The sequence below is a fragment of the Dietzia sp. IBK-p2-16D genome, assembly GCF_057773085.1.
Window position 1 is genome coordinate 365,728 of record NZ_JBYMTL010000003.1, and the last position, 16,066, is coordinate 381,793.

Here is a 16,066-nt window from a genome sequence, read left to right on the forward strand (position 1 = left end):
ACGATGGACCCGTCCCACACCACCACAAGGAACGGCACCCCAAGAGCATGAGCGATCAGCTGCCCACCATCCCCGCCGACCTCAAGCCCGCCGACGGCCGCTTCGGCTGCGGCCCGTCCAAGGTCCGTCCCGAGCAGATCGCGGCCGTGTCCGACGCCGCCACCACCGTGATGGGCACCAGCCACCGGCAGAAGCCGGTCAAGGACGTCGTGGGCCGCGTCCGCGACGGCCTGGCCTCGCTCTTCTCCCTCCCCGAGGGGTACGAGGTCGTGCTGGGCAACGGCGGCACCACCGCGTTCTGGGACGCCGCCGCGTTCGGGCTCGTGCGCTCCAAGTCCCTGCACCTGACCTACGGCGAGTTCTCGTCCAAGTTCGCCAAGGTCACCGGCGGCGCGCCGTTCCTGGACGACCCGATCGTCATCTCCTCGGAGCCCGGCACCGCGCCCGAGCCCACGTCCGACCCGTCGGTGGACCTCATCGGCTGGGCGCACAACGAGACCTCGACCGGTGTCATGCTCCCCGTGTCCCGCCCGGCCGGGTCGGAGAACGCACTCATCGCGATCGACGCCACCTCCGGCGCCGGCGGGCTGCCCGTCGACATCGCCGACACCGACGTCTACTACTTCGCCCCGCAGAAGTCGTTCGCCTCGGACGGCGGCCTGTGGGTGTCGATCATGAGCCCGGCCGCGCTCGAGCGGGTCGACGAGATCGCCGCCACCGACCGCTGGTGCCCGGACTTCCTGTCCCTGCCGACCGCGGTGGACAACTCGTCCAAGAACCAGACGTACAACACCCCGGCCGTGGCCACCCTGCTGATGTTCGCCGACCAGATCGAGTGGATGAACACCCGGGGCGGCCTGGACTGGTGCGTGGCGCGGACCAAGGACTCCTCGTCCCGCCTGTACGACTGGGCCGAGTCCAGCGACTACGCCACGCCGTTCGTCGCCGAGGCGGCCCACCGCTCGCAGGTCGTCGGCACCATCGACCTGGACGAGAAGATCGACGCCGCGCTCGTCGCCAAGACGCTCCGGGCCAACGGCATCCTCGACACCGAGCCGTACCGCAAGCTCGGCCGCAACCAGCTGCGCATCGGCATGTTCCCGGCGATCGAGCCGGAGGACGTCACGCAGCTGACCCGCTGCATCGATCACGTGGTCGGCCAGCTCGCCTGATCCGACCCTCTCCGGGGACCACCGGGGTCACCTCCGGAGTCGCCCGAGCAGGTTTTCCGCAGCCCACCCGGCCCGTCCGCGCGCCGGGTGGGCTGCGCTGCCCTACCATGTGAGGACGCGCCCAGGCCCCGGGTAGCGGACCGCTCGGGTCGCCGACGGGGCCGCGAGGAGTCGAGGAGGCGGCATGCGGAAGCTGAGGATCGTCGGTGTGGACACCGAGTCGTCGGTCGTCGAATGCGAGGTCCCGGACTCCGGCGAGAAGTTCTCCCTCCCACTCGACGACCGCCTTCGCGCGGCCGCCCGTGGTGAGTTCGTACCCGGCGGCGGGACCGGGCGGGCTCCCGTGACCGGCACCCTGCGTCCCCGTGAGATCCAGGACCGTATCCGGCACGGCGCCTCCCCGGAGGAGGTCGCCGCCGACGCCGGGGTCTCGTTGTCGCGGATCCAGGGCTTCGCCGTACCCGTGTTGTTGGAGCGTTCCAACGCGGCGGACATGGCCCGGTCCTCTCACCCGGTACTGCCGGACGGTCCGTCGCTGGACACGCTCGCCGACCGGGTGGGCGCCGCCCTCGACCGCCGCGGGGTCGATCCGGACCTGGTCACCTGGGACGCCTGGCGTGACCGGTCGGGCGGGTGGGTCGTCCGGACCTCCTGGCCGGCGGGATTGTCCGACGACGCCAGCGCCACGTGGTCGTTCGTCCCCGACTCGCACGGCGGGTCGGCCCGCGCACTCGACGACGAGGCCGAGAACATCCTCGACCCGTCGCGCGCGACGGCCCTGCGTTCGGTCTCCTCGCCTCCCCCGCTCCCGCCCGGGCCGCCGCCGATCCGGGCGGTTCCGGCCCCGACCGCCGCGCCCGTCACCCCCGCCGCGACGGGGACCCCCTCGGCGCCGGTCACCCCGGCCGCGCCGGCAGCGCCCGCGGTGGCGGGGCCGGTGGAGTCCGGGTCGTCGGAGTCGGCGTCCGGGGGGACGGGCACCGGAGGGAACCGTGCCGGGAACGACGACGACGAGGACTTCCTCCAGCCCACGCCCACCGAACCCGAACGACGCCCCGCGCGCCGTCATCCCACGATGCCGTCGTGGGAGGACGTCCTGCTCGGGGTCCGCGGCAAGGACGACTGAGTCCGGTCATGGGCCATCACGTCGCGACCTTCTGGTACCTGGCCACGGACGATCCCGCCGCACCGATCCGGGCGGGACGTCCGTCCGACCCCGGTTTCGCGCGCCGCCTGCTGTCGCGACTGTTCCCCACCGTCACGGTGGCGTCCCTGGGTTCGTTCCCGCTCAACCGGTCGGCGTCGGTCGGGCCGGGTGAGATCTACGTGGGGTCGTTCCCGGGACTCACCGTCGTCCAGACCCCGGTCGAGGGCCCTCTCACCCCGTCCGCCACCGCCGAGACGTGGCTGCGGCTGGTGGAGGCACCCACTGTCCTGCTGTTCGCCCAGGACGCCGAGACCGGGGTGAGCGGGTTCGCCCGCTGGGAATCCGGCCGGCTCGTGCGGGCGTTCGCCGGCGCCGACGACCGGATCGTCGAGGACGAGGGCATGCCGCTGCCGTTCGAACGCCCCTACTGGGCCGGCGAGTTCCCGCTGGACCGGGCTGCGGACAACCTCCTGGCGCTGCCGTTCTCGCCGTCGTCGCTCCTCCATGCCGCCCACCGTGAATGGCTCGGCTTCGACCTGGAGCCGGGCGGTCTCGACGTCCCGGTCCACGGATTCGCCACCGACGGTCGTCGCGAGGTCCGTCAGCACACACCGCTCGCGGGGCCGGCCCTGCACGTGGTGGGGATGCCGTCGCGGGCCGAGCTCCACGCCGCCGCCCGGCGTGCCGCGGGCGCCGGTCCCGACCCGGATGCCGACTCCGACCGCGGGGCCGACGGGTCCTCCCCGTACGCCGACGACGACTACGAGCGGCTCCCACCGGGCTCCCGGGGCCCGGGCGCGGGTGCGCGAGGTGGCCGGATCCGCGGTATCGCCGGTGTGGTCGGTGACGCGGTGCGCCGCGGCGCGGATTCGGTGTCCCGCCGTCGGCGCGGCGGCGGATCCCGCTAGCAGGGCCACCCTTCCCCCGGGTACCGCCCGCTCACTGCCCGCTCTGGTCCGTTCCGGGCGCCTCTCTGCTCGCGGAAGGGCTGGCGGCGCGGTCAGTCCCGGCGGGACCGCTCGTAGAACGCGACTGCGGCGGCCGTGGCGACGTTGAGCGAGTCCGTGCCGTCGGTCATGGGGATCGCGGCCCGCACGTCGCAGGCCCGCATGGCGTGCTCGGTGAGCCCCGGCCCCTCCGCGCCGAGGACGAACGCCACCTTGTCCACGTCGACGGCCCGGGACAGCGGGGTGTCTGCGGACGGCGTCAGTGCGACCGTCCGGAAGCCGTCCTCCCGCAGGTCCTCGAGGGACCGCTGCCAGGTGGTGGGCGTGCCGGGGAGGTGGGCGAACGGCAGGCGGAGGACGTGTCCCATCGACACCCGAACGACCCGGCGATAGAGCGGGTCCCCGGCGGCGGCCCCGAACAGCACGCCGTCCACCCCGAGCGCGGCGCAGTTGCGGAAGATCGCGCCGAGGTTCTCGGGGTCGTTGACGCCTTCGAGCACCACGAGCGTCCGCGCGCCCTCCACCACCTCCTCGACCGCCAGTGGCGTGGGCCGGTCCGCCGCGGCGAGGATGTCGCGGCTGGACCGGAAGCCGATCACCTCGCTGAGGACGTCCTTGGTGGTGCGCAGGTACACCGCGTCGGCCGCCCGTTCGTCGGCGTCCCATCCCTCGGCGGCGGCCTCCCGACGCAGTTGCTGCAACCGCGCGTCGGTTCCGAGGATGACGTGGGGCCGGAACCGGGAGAGCAGCATGCGACCCACGACGTACGTGCCCTCGGCGATCACCAACCCCCGACCGCCGGGCAGATCGGGCCGACGGTCGGAATTGTTGAGGTCGCGGAGATCGTCCACCCTGGGGTCGGCGGGATCGGAGACATCGACGACGTGCACTTCGATCTCTCCTCTCCGCCGGCCGGTCAGGCGAGCGCGTCGGTGATGGGCCCGATCGCGAAGTACACGACGAACGCGGCCGCGACGATCCACAGGATCGGGTGGACGGTGCGGCCCTTGCCGGTGGCGGTGGCCATGACGACCCAGGCGATGAAGCCGATGCCGATGCCGTTGGCGATGGAGTAGGTGAACGGCATGGCCACGATCGTGAGGAACGCCGGCAACGCGACCGCGAAGTTGGTCAGGTCGATGGCCTTGATCTGCGAGATCATCAGCGCGCCCACGATCACCAGCGCCGGGGCCGCGGCCTCGACCGGGACGACCTCGTACAGCGGGGTGAAGAACATCGCCAGCAGGAACAACCCGCCCGTGACGACGTTCGCCAGTCCCGTCCGGGCTCCCTCGGCGATGCCGGAGGCGGACTCGAGGAACACGGTGTTGGACGACGACGAGGTCAGACCGCCGGCGACGGCACCGAATCCCTCGACGACCAGCGCGGCCTTCATGTTGGGCAGGTTGCCCTTGTCGTCCATGAGCTCGGCTTCCTTGCCGAGGCCGGTGAAGGTGCCCATGGCGTCGAAGAAGTTGGCGAGCAGCAGGGTGAAGACGAACAGTCCCGCGGCCAGCGGCCCGATGCGGACGAACGCGCCGATGAGGTCGACCTGACCGATGAGCGACAGGTTGGGGATGCCGCCGAGCGAGTCGGGGATGCCGGGAACCGCGAGGCCCCAGCCGGTCGGGTTGGGCTCACCGTCGACGAAGGACGGCCCGGCGTCGGCGAGGGCCTCGACGATCACCGCGAAGACCGCGGTGACGACGATCCCGATGAACAACCCGCCGCGGATCTGGCGTGCGACGAGGATTCCGCAGAGCAGGAGGCCGAAGACGAAGACGAAGGTGGGCCACGAGGCGATGGAACCGTTGATGCCGAGGCCCACCGGGACGGTGGTGCCGGCCGCGTCGGGGAGTCGGCGCACGAACCCGGAGTCGACGACGCCGACCATGGCGATGAACAGACCGATGCCGACGGCGATGGCCGCCTTGAGCTCGGGGGGCACCGCATTGAACACGGCGGTACGGAACCCGGTCACCGCCAGGATCACGATGATGATGCCCTCGATCACCACCAGTCCCATGGCCTCGGCCCAGGTCACCTGCTGTGCGATGGTGACGGCGACGAGCGAGTTGATCCCCAGCCCGGTGGCGAATGCGAACGGGTACCGCGCGATCGCGCCGAACGCGATGGTCATGACGCCTGCGGTGAAGGCGGTGACGGCGGCGATCTCGACGATCGAGAGCTGGTTGCCCTCGACGTCGGTGCCGGAACCGAGGATCAGCGGGTTGAGGATGATGATGTAGGCCATCGCGAAGAAGCTGACGAGCCCGCCGCGGACCTCGCGGGACACCGTCGAGCCGCGCTCGCTGATCTTGAAGTAGCGATCGAGCGCCCCGACCTTCGTGGGGGGCTGCGACGGGGCCCCGGTGCTCTGCGACATCTGGTGACCTTCCTGAGCTGTGGGTGAGGAACCGTCATAGAGTAACCGTCCCGCCGCCTGCGGTAGCGTCGCGGTCATGACGGACGAGCCGACAGACCCGCGGGTGCCGAGGATCCCCGCCTATCTGTTGGACCCGAGGCCCGTCGTGATCATCGGGACGTTGGCGTGGACACTGGCCCTCCTGGCGCACATGCTCATGGACGAGGTCGACATGCGCTCGGTCATCCTGGGCGCGGTCGGCGTCGGCGTCGGCGCTGTCGGCACGATCGTCTACGCCCTGCAGCGCCGGGCTGTCCTCCGCGGCAGTGCGGGCGCCCAGCAGGGACTGGACTACGACCTGGACTGAGCGGGTCAGACCCCGCTCGGGGGCTCCGGGTCCGCTCCCCTGTCCGGGGTCTCCGGGGCGGGTGCCGTCTCCTCGGCCGTCTCGCCGGCCGGCGCCGCACCTGCGGTCCGGTCGTCGGCGGTCGCGGCCCGGGCGCGTGCGGTCGCGGCGAGCTGCTGCGGCAGGACCACCACGTCGACGGCGGCGTCGTCGTAGGCCTCGGCGACGGCCGGCCCGGTGTCCCTGGGGATCTCGACCTCGCTGTGGGCTCCGCAGCCGTACCCGAGGTGGACGACCTGACCGTCGGCGGAGAACTCGTTGGCGCAGACCCCGAACATCGCGCCCAGGGACCCGGCCACCGGCACCAGGAACCCGCAGGACCCGCAGTGGTGCTTGGCGGCGCGGGCGATCTCGGCATCGGGTCCGCGCTCGGCCGACCAGCGGTCGGCGGCGGTGGCCCGCCCCTCCCGGCTCAGGTGCCGGGGGCGGCCGAGGCCGATCGGCCCCGCGAGGTCGTCCAGCTCGTCGTCGCCGGACAGCGCGTAGCCGGGGACGAGTCGATCGTCGTCCTCGGGGGGCGGGAGCAGGTCGCCGGCACCGAGGTCACCGGGCCGGATGCGCCGATCCCACGGCACCCACTCGGGGGCGACCAGCGCATCCGCACCCGGAAGGAGCGCGATCTCGTCGACGGTCAGGTCGCCGCCGGGTACGAGCGCGAGGACGCAGGCCCAGTACCACCCGCGGTACCCGGGGAGCTCGGAGACGAACCGATGCGTGGTGGTGAAGTCCGCCTCGACGGTGCTGCCGAGGTGCTCCCCCACTCCCGCGGCGGCGAACTCCTCGACCGCCCGACGTGCCACGTCAACGCCGGAGGCCAGCCGCTCACGCAGCGCGTCGTCGAAATCCGACCCCTGATCCGTGCCTACCTCGGTGTTCACCCCTCCCATTATGCGCAACTCCGCGTGGAGGTCACGGTCCGGCCCGTCGTGCGGCATCCTTGGGACATGCGCAGCGCCCTCGGCCCGGTCGGCCCCCTCGTCGTCTCCCTGAGCCTCCTCGCCGCTCTCACGGCGTGTTCCGCGGGAGACGGCGACGCCCCGCCCGCCACCACCACCGCCGGCACCGCGCTGGCCTCGTCGAGCATCCCCGCCGGCTCGGTCGCCGGCGGTTCGTCGAGCCGGGGGGTGCCCGTCGGTCCGTCGGACCCGCAACCCGCGCGCGGCTCGGTCGAGGTCGTGCGCACCCTGGCGCACGACCCGTCACTGTTCACCCAGGGCCTCCAGGTGGTGGGCGACGAGATCTACGAGTCGACGGGGCGGGTCGGCGCCTCCCTCGTCGAACGGCGCCCGCTCGAGGGCGGCGACCCCGCGGCGTCGGTGGACATGGCGCCGGACGAGTTCGGCGAGGGGCTCGCCGTCACCGGCGACACGCTGTGGACCCTGACGTGGCAGAACCGCGTCGCCCACAACCGCGACCCGCGGACCCTCGAAGTCCGGTCGGAGGTGCCCTACGAGGGTGAGGGCTGGGGCTTGTGCTTCGACGGCACCTCCCTGGTGATGAGCGACGGTTCCGACACCCTCACCTTCCGTGACCCCGTGACCTTCGAGCCGACCGGACGCGTGCAGGTGACCTCGGGGGGCGCGCCGGTCACCCGTCTCAACGAACTGGAATGCGCGGACGGTTCGGTCCTGGCGAACGTGTGGATGACCGACGAACTCGTGCGGATCGACCCCGCCACGGGGCACGTCACCGCGATCTACGACGCCGGGCGGCTCGAGCAGCCGCGCCCCGCGGACCCCGACGCGGTCCTCAACGGCATCGCGGCACTGCCGGACTCCGAGAACGTCCTGCTCACCGGCAAGCTGTGGCCCAACCTGTACGAGGTGCGCCTCGTTGGCTGATCGCCCCACCGGACCCGCGCGCCGCGCCCTCTCGTCCGCAGGGCGGGGCGTTCGCCGGGTCTTCCACGCCGACGGCGCGGGCCGGTCCGGGCTGGCTCCCCTCAGCTACGTCACGGTCGCGAACTTCGCGTGTGACGCCATCCTCGCGGTGGCCCTGGCCAACACCCTCTTCTTCTCCGCGGCGACCGCGGAGTCCCGGGCCAACGTGGCCCTGTACCTCCTGGTCACGGTGGCCCCGTTCGCACTGGTCGCTCCGGTCATCGGCCCCGCCCTGGACCGCCTGCGCAGCGGCCGCAGGTTGACCGTCTCGCTGACGTTCACCCTGCGCGCGGTGCTCGCCGTCATCCTCGCGCTCAACTTCGACTCGTGGCTCCTCTACCCGCTGGCCCTGGGCATGCTGGTGCTGTCCAAGACGTTCGGCGTCGTCAAGGCGTCCATCACCCCGCACGTGTTGCCCCCGGCTCTGGACCTGGTCCGCACCAATTCCCGTCTCACCGTCCTCGGGCACGTCGGCGGCAGTCTGGTCGCGGGGGCGGCGGCCGGCGCGGTGGCGTGGCTGTGGGACTCGAACGCCGCGCTGTGGTTGCTCGCCGCGGTCGCGCTCGTCGCGGCCTACGTCGCGATGACCATTCCGGCGCACGCCGAGGCGTCGGAGGGCGAGGAGTCCGCCACCCTGCGGATGGAGCGGGGCCGATCACTGGCCAGCGGCCTCAAGGCCGTGCTCACCCGGCCGCTTGGCAGAAACGTCTTGGCGAACCTGTGGGCGGTGTCGCTCGTGCGATTCATGACCGGTTTCCTCACCCTGTTCCTCGCGTTCGTCGCCAAGGCCCAGGAGGGCGCCTCCGCGGTCGAGCAGGCGGGCCTCCTGGCGATCGCGGGCGCAGCCGGTGGGCTGGGCACCTTCGCGGGCAACGCCGTGGGGGCTCGGCTCACCCTGGGACGGCCCGAGCGGATCACCGGCATCGCGGGCGGAGCAGCCCTGGCGGCCGCCGTCGTCGCCGCCTTCCTCGGGACCATCTGGGCCGCTGCGGTCCTCGCCCTCGTCGCGGCGGTGTGCAGTGCCCTGGGCAAGGTGGCCCTCGACGCGTCCCTCCAGACCGACATCCCGGACGCCGCGCGGTCGTCCGCGTTCGGGCGGTCCGAGACCGCACTGCAACTGGCGTGGGTCCTGGGCGGTGCGCTGGGCGTGTTGTTACCGCCGGACTTCACCGTCGGGTTCTCGGTGATCGCCGTGGTCGGGGCCCTGATGTTCACCCAGTCCCAACTGACCGGCCGTGGGTCCACCCTCGTCCCCGGCCTCGGCGGCAACCGACCGCGCTTCCCGGGCCCGCCCCGTGACCCGGGTGTGGCCGACACCCGACCCCTCGGCAGAATGGAGGGGTGAGTTCCCGCAACGAGACCCCGTCGACCGGCTCCCGTGTCCGTCCCGTCACCTGGGTGATCGCGGCGTGGATGATCATCATGATCGCCGCGATCGTCGGTGCGTGGCAGGGCTCCGAGTCCAGGTACGGCAAGCTTCCGGAGGTCACCGTCGCCAGTGACCGCTCCCAGGTGACGGTACTGCCGTTCGCCGCGACCGACCTGGACGGCAACACCTTCACCAACCCGGTGGGCGACTTCCGGGTACAGGATGAACACACCCTCACGGTCCGGCTGCCGGGAGAACTGCAGGACTCGACGATCGACGTCTACGAGGTCCGCGCCGGCGGCACCCGCGAGTACACGGTCGAGGCGGGCGGGCCCGCGCAGCTACTCGTACCCGTGACCACCCCGGACGAGGGCCGCCTCGAGGGCCTGGCCCTCCGTTCGGTGGCGCTCGTCTACGCCGGGGACGGCTCGGAGACGATCCTCAACGGCGAGTGGTCGGTGAGCTTCACCTACGACGACTGATCCGTGGATCAGCTGTCCAGTTCACGGGCCACCGCCCGCAGCACCGAGGCGACCCGGCCCGAGACCTTGGCGTCGGGTCGGTGACCGCGGCGCAACTCGGGCTGGACGGTCGACTCGAGGACCTTGATCATGTCCTCGACCATCCCGTGCAGCTCGTCCGCCGAGCGTCGGGGGCCACTTCTCGGGGCACGCTCCTCGGCGACGGTCGGCTCGTCGTGGACCACCACGCGCAGCGCCTGGGGGCCGCGGCGGCCGGAGACCATGTCGAACTCCACGCGCTGCCGCGGACGCAGCGTCTCCACTCCCGCGGGAAGTGCGTCGGAGCGCACATAGACGTCCTCGCCGCCCTCCTGGGACAGGAAGCCGAAGCCCTTCTCCGCGTCGTACCACTTGACCTTGCCGCTGGGCACCGCGAACCACCTCCCGGCCGAGCGCGCGAACGCGACCGGCCACCTCGATTGACACCCCGAGACTACCCTCGTGCGCGTTGGTGCCCACCGCGAGGCGAACGGTAACCTCCCGGTGTGACCTCCGACGATCGACGCCCCGCCGGCGACCCCTGGACACCCGACACCGCGGCGCCCGCCCGGGCACACGACGCCCCGACCCCGCGACGTCGGGGCCTGTTCGTGACGGCGCTCGTCATCTTCGCGATCGGGGTGGCGTTCACGGTCGCGGCCGCACTCACCCCGTTCGTGCTCGGGCGTGACGCCCCCACGGTCCTCTATCTCGGCGCGATGCTGTTCACCCCGGTCGGGTTCCTGCTGGGACTGCTGTACGCCATCCTGGGCTCGCGCCCGCCCAAGGTGTGACCAAGCGCACCCGCACTCGAACCTCCCAGGTAACGAGCGGATAACGACGTAGCGATCCGGCCTGTACCACCCCAGTTTATTTCAGAATGGTGACGATCAGGCATCGGACCGCTACAGTTCCGTAGCAGACTCGTCAGCGAGTCGGCATCGGACGACCTTTCCGAACCCCGCCCAGCGGCCGATGCGACTGTGACCATTGACCCGGGCGGGGACGGGGGACCCGACAGGGCCCACCACGGGCCCGACGACCGACGGTCGTCTTGGGGTGAAGCCGCCGCCGGCGGCCGGACGCACTCGTCCGAACCCGACAGCTCACCCCGTAGGCACAGAGTGAAAAGGACTGACGCGTACATGACCTCTTACACCGGACGCCACCGTGCTGCCACCACCTCCTCCGCGCCCAAGAACGCCGTGAAGGTCGTGCTCGCGGGAACCGCATTCTCCGCCGCCGGCCTGGCCCTCGCGCCGGCCGCCAACGCCGCCCCCGACTCCGACTGGGACCGCCTGGCCCAGTGTGAGGCGGGCGGCAACTGGGCCATCAACACCGGCAACGGTTACCAGGGCGGCCTGCAGTTCTCGCCGAGCACCTGGGCCGCCTACGGTGGCACCCAGTACGCCCCGACGGCCAACCAGGCCACGCGTGAGCAGCAGATCGCGATCGCCGAGAAGACCCTGGCCGGTCAGGGCTGGGGCGCCTGGCCCGCCTGCTCGGCCAAGCTGGGCCTGAACTCCGCGCCGACCCCGCGCAACCTGTCCAACCCGGCTCCCGCGCCCGCGCCCGCACCGGCCGCGCCCGCCGCCCCCGCGCAGGTCACCGCCGCCGAGCACGTCGCGACGCTGTCCGCCTTCGCCGAGGGTCGGGGCGTCGTCCTGCCGATCGCCGACACCTACGAGGCCAACCGCGACGCCGTCGACGCCGCCTACGCCGGCAACAAGGCTCTGGTGGACGGCTTCGTCGCCACCTACCTGGCCAACTGACGCGGCACCCGATCTCCCGGTCCGCCGGACCACGGGAAAGGGCCGCCACCCCCTACGGGGAGTGGCGGCCCTTTCTGGTGTGTGCGTGCGCCGTGCTCAGCGGGAACGGACGGTCCTGTTGACCACCGTCTCGGGGTGGAGGTACCCCAGCCGTTCCTGCGGCAGCGGGAAGGTCTCCTGCCCGAAGGGGGACAGGCCTCCCGCGACCAGCGCGGCGAGTTCGGTCACCGGGTGCTCGCCGAACGAGGCGTCGGGCCATCCCGGGTTGTCATAGGTCAGATTCTTCTTGGCAGCCACGTGGTCAGTGTCTCACCTCCGGCGCCTCCCGTCAGCAACTGGGTCGGATACGACCCGCACGGCCGTCACGGTCCGCGTGACCTCACTAGGCTGGGACGGATCATGCCGAGTTCCCGTGCCACCTCCCGCCGTGCCACCTCCCGCAGTGCTGGCTCCCCCGGTGCCGCCGGCGTCGAACCGGACTTCCCCGCCTGGCTGGCCGGGCTGTCCGATGACGAGCTCGTGCGCGTGTGTGAGGCGCGCCCGGACGTGGCCACCCCTCCCCCGGCCGCGCTCGACGTGCTCGCGTCCAGGTTGCGGTTGCCGGCGTCCACCGCCCGCGCGCTGGGCACGCTGACGTGGCCGGAACTGGTGGTCCTGGCCACCGCCGCCGCGGTGGGTGCCGATTCCGGGGCGGTTCCGCTGGGTGCGGTGTCGGGCCGGTTGGGTGTTGACGACGACGAGCCCGTCTTCCACTCCGCCGTCGCCCGTCTCCGTGAGCTCACCCTGCTCTGGGGCGGGGAGGGCCACGTCCGGATGGTGCCCGTCACCGCGGCGGCCGTCCGGTCGGCCCCGGTGGTGGCGCCACACCCCGGCGAGCCGGTCGGCGCTGACCTCGACGCGGCCTGGACCGGCCTGTCCGGCCCCGCCGTCGGGGTGCTCGAGGCGATCGCCCGCGGTCGCACCCCCGTCGGTGCGCTCGGTGCCGGGGCGTCGGAACCGGTCCGCGCCGCCGCGACCGAGCTGGCCGGCGTGGGACTCGCAGAGGTGACCGGTGGCGACGACGGCGAGGTGGTCGTCCCCCGCGCCCACGCACTCGACCGGGCCCGCCACGGAGCGCGGGACGAGGGGTCGTCGCTGCTCCACGCACCGAAGTGGGCCGCTCCGGGGGGCGGGTCCGGCGCGGACGCCGCGGGCCGGATCGATGCCTCCGGAGGCGTGGCGGCCCTCGAACTGCTCCACCGCTGCGACTCGGTGCTCGCGGCACTGTCGACCGCCCCGGCCGCCACGCTCAAGGCCGGTGGTGTGGGGGTGCGCGAACTGCGGCGGGTGGCCCGGGCCGCCGGCCTCGGCGAGGGCGAGCTGCCCCTGCTGCTCGAGGTTCTCGCGGCCGCCGACCTCATCGCGGTCGGGGACACCGAGGTCGGGGACGTGGACTACGACTCGGTGTGGGCCCCCACCGACGCCTCCGACGTCTGGTCGGCCCGTGAACCCGCACGCCGGTGGGCCGAGCTCGTCCTGGCGTGGTGGTCGATGCCGCGCACGCCGTGGCGCGTCGGGGCCGAGCTCGAGGGCGGCGGCACCCTGCCCGCCCTGGGAGAGCCCGTCGGCCCGCCCGGACCGACCGAACGGGGACGGGTCCTGACGGCGCTGGCCGCGCTCGACCCCGCAGCCGCCCCCCACGACACACTGCTGGCGGAGGTGGTGCGCTGGTCCTCGCCGGTGTGGTTCTCGCGCGCGGGGTCCCGGCCGGTGGAGGAGACCGTGGCGGAGGCGCGACGGATGGGGCTCGTCGTCGCCACCACCGCCACCAGCGCCGCACGTGCCCTCGTCGACGACCCCGCCCCGGGCGTCGAGGACCTCGAACCGGTCCTCACCGCCGCCCTGCCCGACCCCGTCTCGGAGGTGATCGTCCAGGCCGACCTGACGATCCTCGCCCCCGGGCCGCTCGTGCCGGAGCTGGCGGCCGAGTTCGCCCTCCTCGCCGACGTCGAGTCGGCGGGCGCGGCCACCACCTTCCGGGTCACCGAGACCTCACTCCGCCGCGCCCTCGACGCCGGTCGCACGGCGGCGGGGATCAGGGACCTGCTCACCCGCACCTCCGTCACCCCCGTCCCCCAGTCGCTGGACTACCTCATCGACGACGTCGCCCGGCGACACGGCCGCCTGCGGGTGGGCACCGCCCAGTCCTTAGTCCGCTGCGACGACCCGTCGCTGGTCGCCCAGGTCCTCGGCTCCCCGGTGGCCGAGAACTGCGCACTGCGGGCCGTGGCGCCGACCGTCCTCATCTCCCAGGCCCGGCCGCTGGACCTCGTCGAGGCCCTCCGGGAGCACGGGTTCTCCCCCGTGGTCGAGGACACCACCGGGGCCGTCGTCGCACTGTCCCGCCCGGCGGCGCGGGTCCGGGAGAGTCGCCTCACCCGCGCGCCGCGCATCCCCACGCGGGCGGCGACCCCCTCCGAGCTGCGGGCGGCGGTCGCCGCGATGCGCTCGGCCGACCGGGTGCGTTCGGCACGGGGGGCCTCCGGGGGCGCCTACACCGGCGAGGCCGCCATCGCCCGTCTGCACGAGGCCGCGAGCACGGGCACCGCCGTCACCGTCTCGGTGGTCGACGCCCAGGGCCGATCCACCTCCCGACTCCTCGTCCCGGCCTCCGTCGGCGGGGGCCGGATCGAGGGGATCGAACCCGATTCCGCCGAGCCCGTCACCCTGCCGCTCCATCGCGTGATATCCGTCTCCGACGTCGACCCGACCCGCTGACCCGGATTCCTGGACAATGGAGGGTCGGACCCACGCGGGTCCGGTGAGACCCCGAGGAGGGCCGAAGTGAGTGGTGGACCGCTGATCGTCCAGTCGGACAAGACCGTGCTGCTGGAGATCGACCACGAGCAGGCGAACGACGCACGCCAGGCGCTGGCCCCGTTCGCCGAGCTGGAGCGCGCCCCCGAGCACGTCCACACCTACCGGATCACGCCGCTGGCGCTGTGGAACGCCCGGGCCGCCGGGCACGACGCCGAGCAGGTGGTCGACGTGCTGGTCAACTTCTCCCGCTTCCCCGTCCCGCAGCCGCTGCTGGTGGACATCGCCGAGACCATGGCCCGCTACGGCCGGCTCCAGTTGGTCAAGAGCCCGGTCCACGGACTGACCCTGGTCTCCCTGGACCCGGCGGTGCTCGCCGAGGTCAAACGCCACAAGAAGATCGCACCCATGCTCGGTGCCGACATCGACACGGACACGGTCGTGGTGCACCCGTCCGAACGTGGCCGCCTCAAGCAGGAGCTGCTCAAGGTGGGCTGGCCGGCCGACGACCTGGCCGGGTACGTCGACGGCGAGGCCCACGACATCGACCTGTCCACCGAGTCCGAGGCCTGGGAGCTGCGCGACTATCAGCAGATGGCCGCCGATTCGTTCTGGGCCGGTGGCTCGGGCGTCGTCGTGCTGCCCTGCGGCGCGGGCAAGACCATGGTCGGGGCGGCCGCGATGGCCAAGGCCAAGGCCACCACGCTCATCCTGGTGACCAACACCGTCGCCGGGCGGCAGTGGAAGCGGGAACTGTTGGCCCGCACCACGCTGACCGAGGACGAGATCGGCGAGTACTCGGGCGAGCGCAAGGAGATCCGTCCGGTCACCATCGCCACGTACCAGGTGGTCACCCGCAAGACCAAGGGAGTCCACCGGGCACTGGAGCTGTTCGATTCCCGCGACTGGGGGCTGATGATCTACGACGAGGTGCACCTGCTCCCCGCCCCGGTCTTCCGGATGACGGCCGACCTGCAGTCCCGGCGCAGGCTCGGGCTCACCGCCACCCTCGTGCGCGAGGACGGCCGCGAGGGCGACGTGTTCTCCCTCATCGGCCCAAAGCGGTACGACGCCCCGTGGAAGGACATCGAGGCCCAGGGCTGGATCGCCCCGGCTGACTGCGTCGAGGTGCGGGTGACGCTCACGGAGAACGAGCGGATGCTCTACGCCACCGCGGAGGCGGAGGACAAGTACAAGCTGTGCTCGACCGCGCGGACCAAGATCCCGGTGGTCAAGAAGATCCTCGCCGCGCACGCCGGCGCCCCGACCCTGGTGATCGGCGCCTACCTCGACCAGCTCGAGGAACTCGGCGACGAGCTCGACGCACCCGTGATCCAGGGCTCCACCTCCAACAAGGAGCGGGAGAAGCTGTTCAACTCGTTCCGTGCCGGGGAGATCTCCACGCTCGTGGTGTCCAAGGTCGCCAACTTCTCGATCGACCTGCCCGAGGCCAGCGTCGCGGTGCAGGTGTCGGGCACGTTCGGCTCGCGTCAGGAGGAGGCCCAGCGGCTCGGCCGGCTCCTGCGGCCCAAGCACGACGGTGGTCAGGCGCACTTCTACTCCGTCGTCTCGCGCGACACCCTCGACGCCGAGTACGCCGCGCACCGGCAGCGGTTCCTCGCGGAGCAGGGGTACGCCTACCGGATCGTCGACGCCGACGACCTGCTGGGGCCGTCGATCCCCGAGGTCGGCTGAGCCCGGCAGGCGCGGTC

General features: G+C 72.5%; 16 protein-coding genes and 1 riboswitch. Of the genes, 11 read left to right on the plus strand and 5 right to left on the minus strand.

The window, feature by feature from the left end:
• Positions 1-47: 47 nt before the first annotated feature.
• The 3 genes from serC (at position 48) to AC3DE3_RS09685 (ending at position 3,227) form a co-directional block, all read left to right on the plus strand.
• Complete coding sequence (gene serC, locus AC3DE3_RS09675) at positions 48-1,172, plus strand: phosphoserine transaminase (RefSeq protein ID WP_488369831.1); 1,125 nt, start codon at positions 48-50, stop codon at positions 1,170-1,172.
• A gap of 184 nt (positions 1,173-1,356) precedes the next feature.
• Entirely contained in the window at positions 1,357-2,298 is a 942-nt protein-coding gene (gene sepH / locus AC3DE3_RS09680; protein WP_260487050.1) for a septation protein SepH, read from the plus strand.
• An 8-nt stretch (positions 2,299-2,306) separates the two neighbouring features.
• Positions 2,307-3,227: a DUF6928 family protein gene (locus AC3DE3_RS09685; protein ID WP_260487051.1), complete on the plus strand. Its 921-nt coding sequence runs from the start codon at positions 2,307-2,309 to the stop codon at positions 3,225-3,227.
• A gap of 92 nt (positions 3,228-3,319) precedes the next feature.
• Here the strand turns inward: AC3DE3_RS09685 and AC3DE3_RS09690 are convergent, their stop codons facing one another.
• A complete protein-coding gene (locus tag AC3DE3_RS09690; protein ID WP_488369804.1) occupies positions 3,320-4,156 on the minus strand; it encodes a TrmH family RNA methyltransferase in 837 nt (278 codons plus the stop codon).
• A 26-nt stretch (positions 4,157-4,182) separates the two neighbouring features.
• A complete protein-coding gene (locus tag AC3DE3_RS09695; protein ID WP_488369805.1) occupies positions 4,183-5,652 on the minus strand; it encodes an NCS2 family permease in 1,470 nt (489 codons plus the stop codon).
• 76 nt (positions 5,653-5,728) lie between these two features.
• Here AC3DE3_RS09695 and AC3DE3_RS09700 point away from each other — a divergent pair, with 76 nt between their 5' ends.
• Entirely contained in the window at positions 5,729-5,998 is a 270-nt protein-coding gene (locus tag AC3DE3_RS09700) for a DUF2530 domain-containing protein (RefSeq protein WP_488369806.1), read from the plus strand.
• 5 nt (positions 5,999-6,003) lie between these two features.
• Here AC3DE3_RS09700 and AC3DE3_RS09705 read toward each other — a convergent pair whose 3' ends face one another.
• On the minus strand, positions 6,004-6,924 hold the full coding sequence (locus AC3DE3_RS09705; protein ID WP_260487055.1) for a DUF3027 domain-containing protein: 921 nt from the start codon (positions 6,922-6,924) through the stop codon (positions 6,004-6,006).
• Positions 6,925-6,981: 57 nt separating this feature from the next.
• Here AC3DE3_RS09705 and AC3DE3_RS09710 point away from each other — a divergent pair, with 57 nt between their 5' ends.
• From AC3DE3_RS09710 to AC3DE3_RS09720, 3 genes are read left to right on the plus strand one after another with little or no spacing between them, the layout of a single operon-like run.
• Positions 6,982-7,878: a glutaminyl-peptide cyclotransferase gene (locus AC3DE3_RS09710; RefSeq protein ID WP_488369807.1), complete on the plus strand. Its 897-nt coding sequence runs from the start codon at positions 6,982-6,984 to the stop codon at positions 7,876-7,878.
• Positions 7,871-9,262, plus strand: a complete 1,392-nt coding sequence (locus tag AC3DE3_RS09715; RefSeq protein ID WP_488369808.1) for an MFS transporter — start codon at positions 7,871-7,873, stop codon at positions 9,260-9,262. Before AC3DE3_RS09710 ends, AC3DE3_RS09715 begins: the two co-directional genes overlap by 8 nt.
• The gene (locus AC3DE3_RS09720) at positions 9,259-9,768 is read left to right on the plus strand and encodes a DUF2771 domain-containing protein (RefSeq protein ID WP_260487058.1); all 510 of its coding nucleotides are present in this window, start codon (positions 9,259-9,261) and stop codon (positions 9,766-9,768) included. Before AC3DE3_RS09715 ends, AC3DE3_RS09720 begins: the two co-directional genes overlap by 4 nt.
• Before the next feature lie 8 nt (positions 9,769-9,776).
• Here the strand turns inward: AC3DE3_RS09720 and AC3DE3_RS09725 are convergent, their stop codons facing one another.
• A complete protein-coding gene (locus AC3DE3_RS09725) occupies positions 9,777-10,178 on the minus strand; it encodes a cold-shock protein (protein ID WP_312027423.1) in 402 nt (133 codons plus the stop codon).
• 114 nt (positions 10,179-10,292) lie between these two features.
• On the opposite strand from AC3DE3_RS09725, the gene AC3DE3_RS09730 reads away from it, so the two are divergent.
• Together AC3DE3_RS09730 and AC3DE3_RS09735 are read left to right on the plus strand one after the other, a co-directional pair.
• A complete protein-coding gene (locus AC3DE3_RS09730; RefSeq protein WP_260487059.1) occupies positions 10,293-10,580 on the plus strand; it encodes a hypothetical protein in 288 nt (95 codons plus the stop codon).
• A 181-nt stretch (positions 10,581-10,761) separates the two neighbouring features.
• A riboswitch (cyclic di-AMP (ydaO/yuaA leader) is annotated at positions 10,762-10,920 on the plus strand.
• Positions 10,921-10,931: 11 nt separating this feature from the next.
• On the plus strand, positions 10,932-11,558 hold the full coding sequence (locus AC3DE3_RS09735; RefSeq protein WP_260487060.1) for a transglycosylase family protein: 627 nt from the start codon (positions 10,932-10,934) through the stop codon (positions 11,556-11,558).
• Between the two features lie 96 nt (positions 11,559-11,654).
• Here the strand turns inward: AC3DE3_RS09735 and AC3DE3_RS09740 are convergent, their stop codons facing one another.
• The gene (locus AC3DE3_RS09740; RefSeq protein ID WP_260487061.1) at positions 11,655-11,855 is read right to left on the minus strand and encodes a hypothetical protein; all 201 of its coding nucleotides are present in this window, start codon (positions 11,853-11,855) and stop codon (positions 11,655-11,657) included.
• Positions 11,856-11,957: 102 nt separating this feature from the next.
• On the opposite strand from AC3DE3_RS09740, the gene AC3DE3_RS09745 reads away from it, so the two are divergent.
• Together AC3DE3_RS09745 and AC3DE3_RS09750 are read left to right on the plus strand one after the other, a co-directional pair.
• Positions 11,958-14,315 (plus strand): helicase-associated domain-containing protein, encoded by a 2,358-nt coding sequence (locus AC3DE3_RS09745; protein ID WP_488369810.1) that lies wholly within the window; start codon positions 11,958-11,960, stop codon positions 14,313-14,315.
• Positions 14,316-14,381: 66 nt separating this feature from the next.
• On the plus strand, positions 14,382-16,049 hold the full coding sequence (locus AC3DE3_RS09750) for a DNA repair helicase XPB (RefSeq protein WP_488369811.1): 1,668 nt from the start codon (positions 14,382-14,384) through the stop codon (positions 16,047-16,049).
• Positions 16,050-16,066: the final 17 nt, after the last annotated feature.

What these genes read in the sequence shown, in the direction of transcription:
- AC3DE3_RS09695 (WP_488369805.1), bottom strand. Translation starts at nt 5,652, where the DNA reads ATGTCGCAGAGCACCGGGGCCCCGTCGCAGCCCCCCACGAAGGTCGGG.
- AC3DE3_RS09705 (WP_260487055.1), bottom strand. Translation starts at nt 6,924, where the DNA reads ATGGGAGGGGTGAACACCGAGGTAGGCACGGATCAGGGGTCGGATTTC.
- AC3DE3_RS09745 (WP_488369810.1), top strand. Translation starts at nt 11,958, where the DNA reads ATGCCGAGTTCCCGTGCCACCTCCCGCCGTGCCACCTCCCGCAGTGCT.
- AC3DE3_RS09735 (WP_260487060.1), top strand. Translation starts at nt 10,932, where the DNA reads ATGACCTCTTACACCGGACGCCACCGTGCTGCCACCACCTCCTCCGCG.
- sepH (WP_260487050.1), top strand. Translation starts at nt 1,357, where the DNA reads ATGCGGAAGCTGAGGATCGTCGGTGTGGACACCGAGTCGTCGGTCGTC.
- AC3DE3_RS09710 (WP_488369807.1), top strand. Translation starts at nt 6,982, where the DNA reads ATGCGCAGCGCCCTCGGCCCGGTCGGCCCCCTCGTCGTCTCCCTGAGC.
- serC (WP_488369831.1), top strand. Translation starts at nt 48, where the DNA reads ATGAGCGATCAGCTGCCCACCATCCCCGCCGACCTCAAGCCCGCCGAC.
- AC3DE3_RS09685 (WP_260487051.1), top strand. Translation starts at nt 2,307, where the DNA reads ATGGGCCATCACGTCGCGACCTTCTGGTACCTGGCCACGGACGATCCC.
- AC3DE3_RS09700 (WP_488369806.1), top strand. Translation starts at nt 5,729, where the DNA reads ATGACGGACGAGCCGACAGACCCGCGGGTGCCGAGGATCCCCGCCTAT.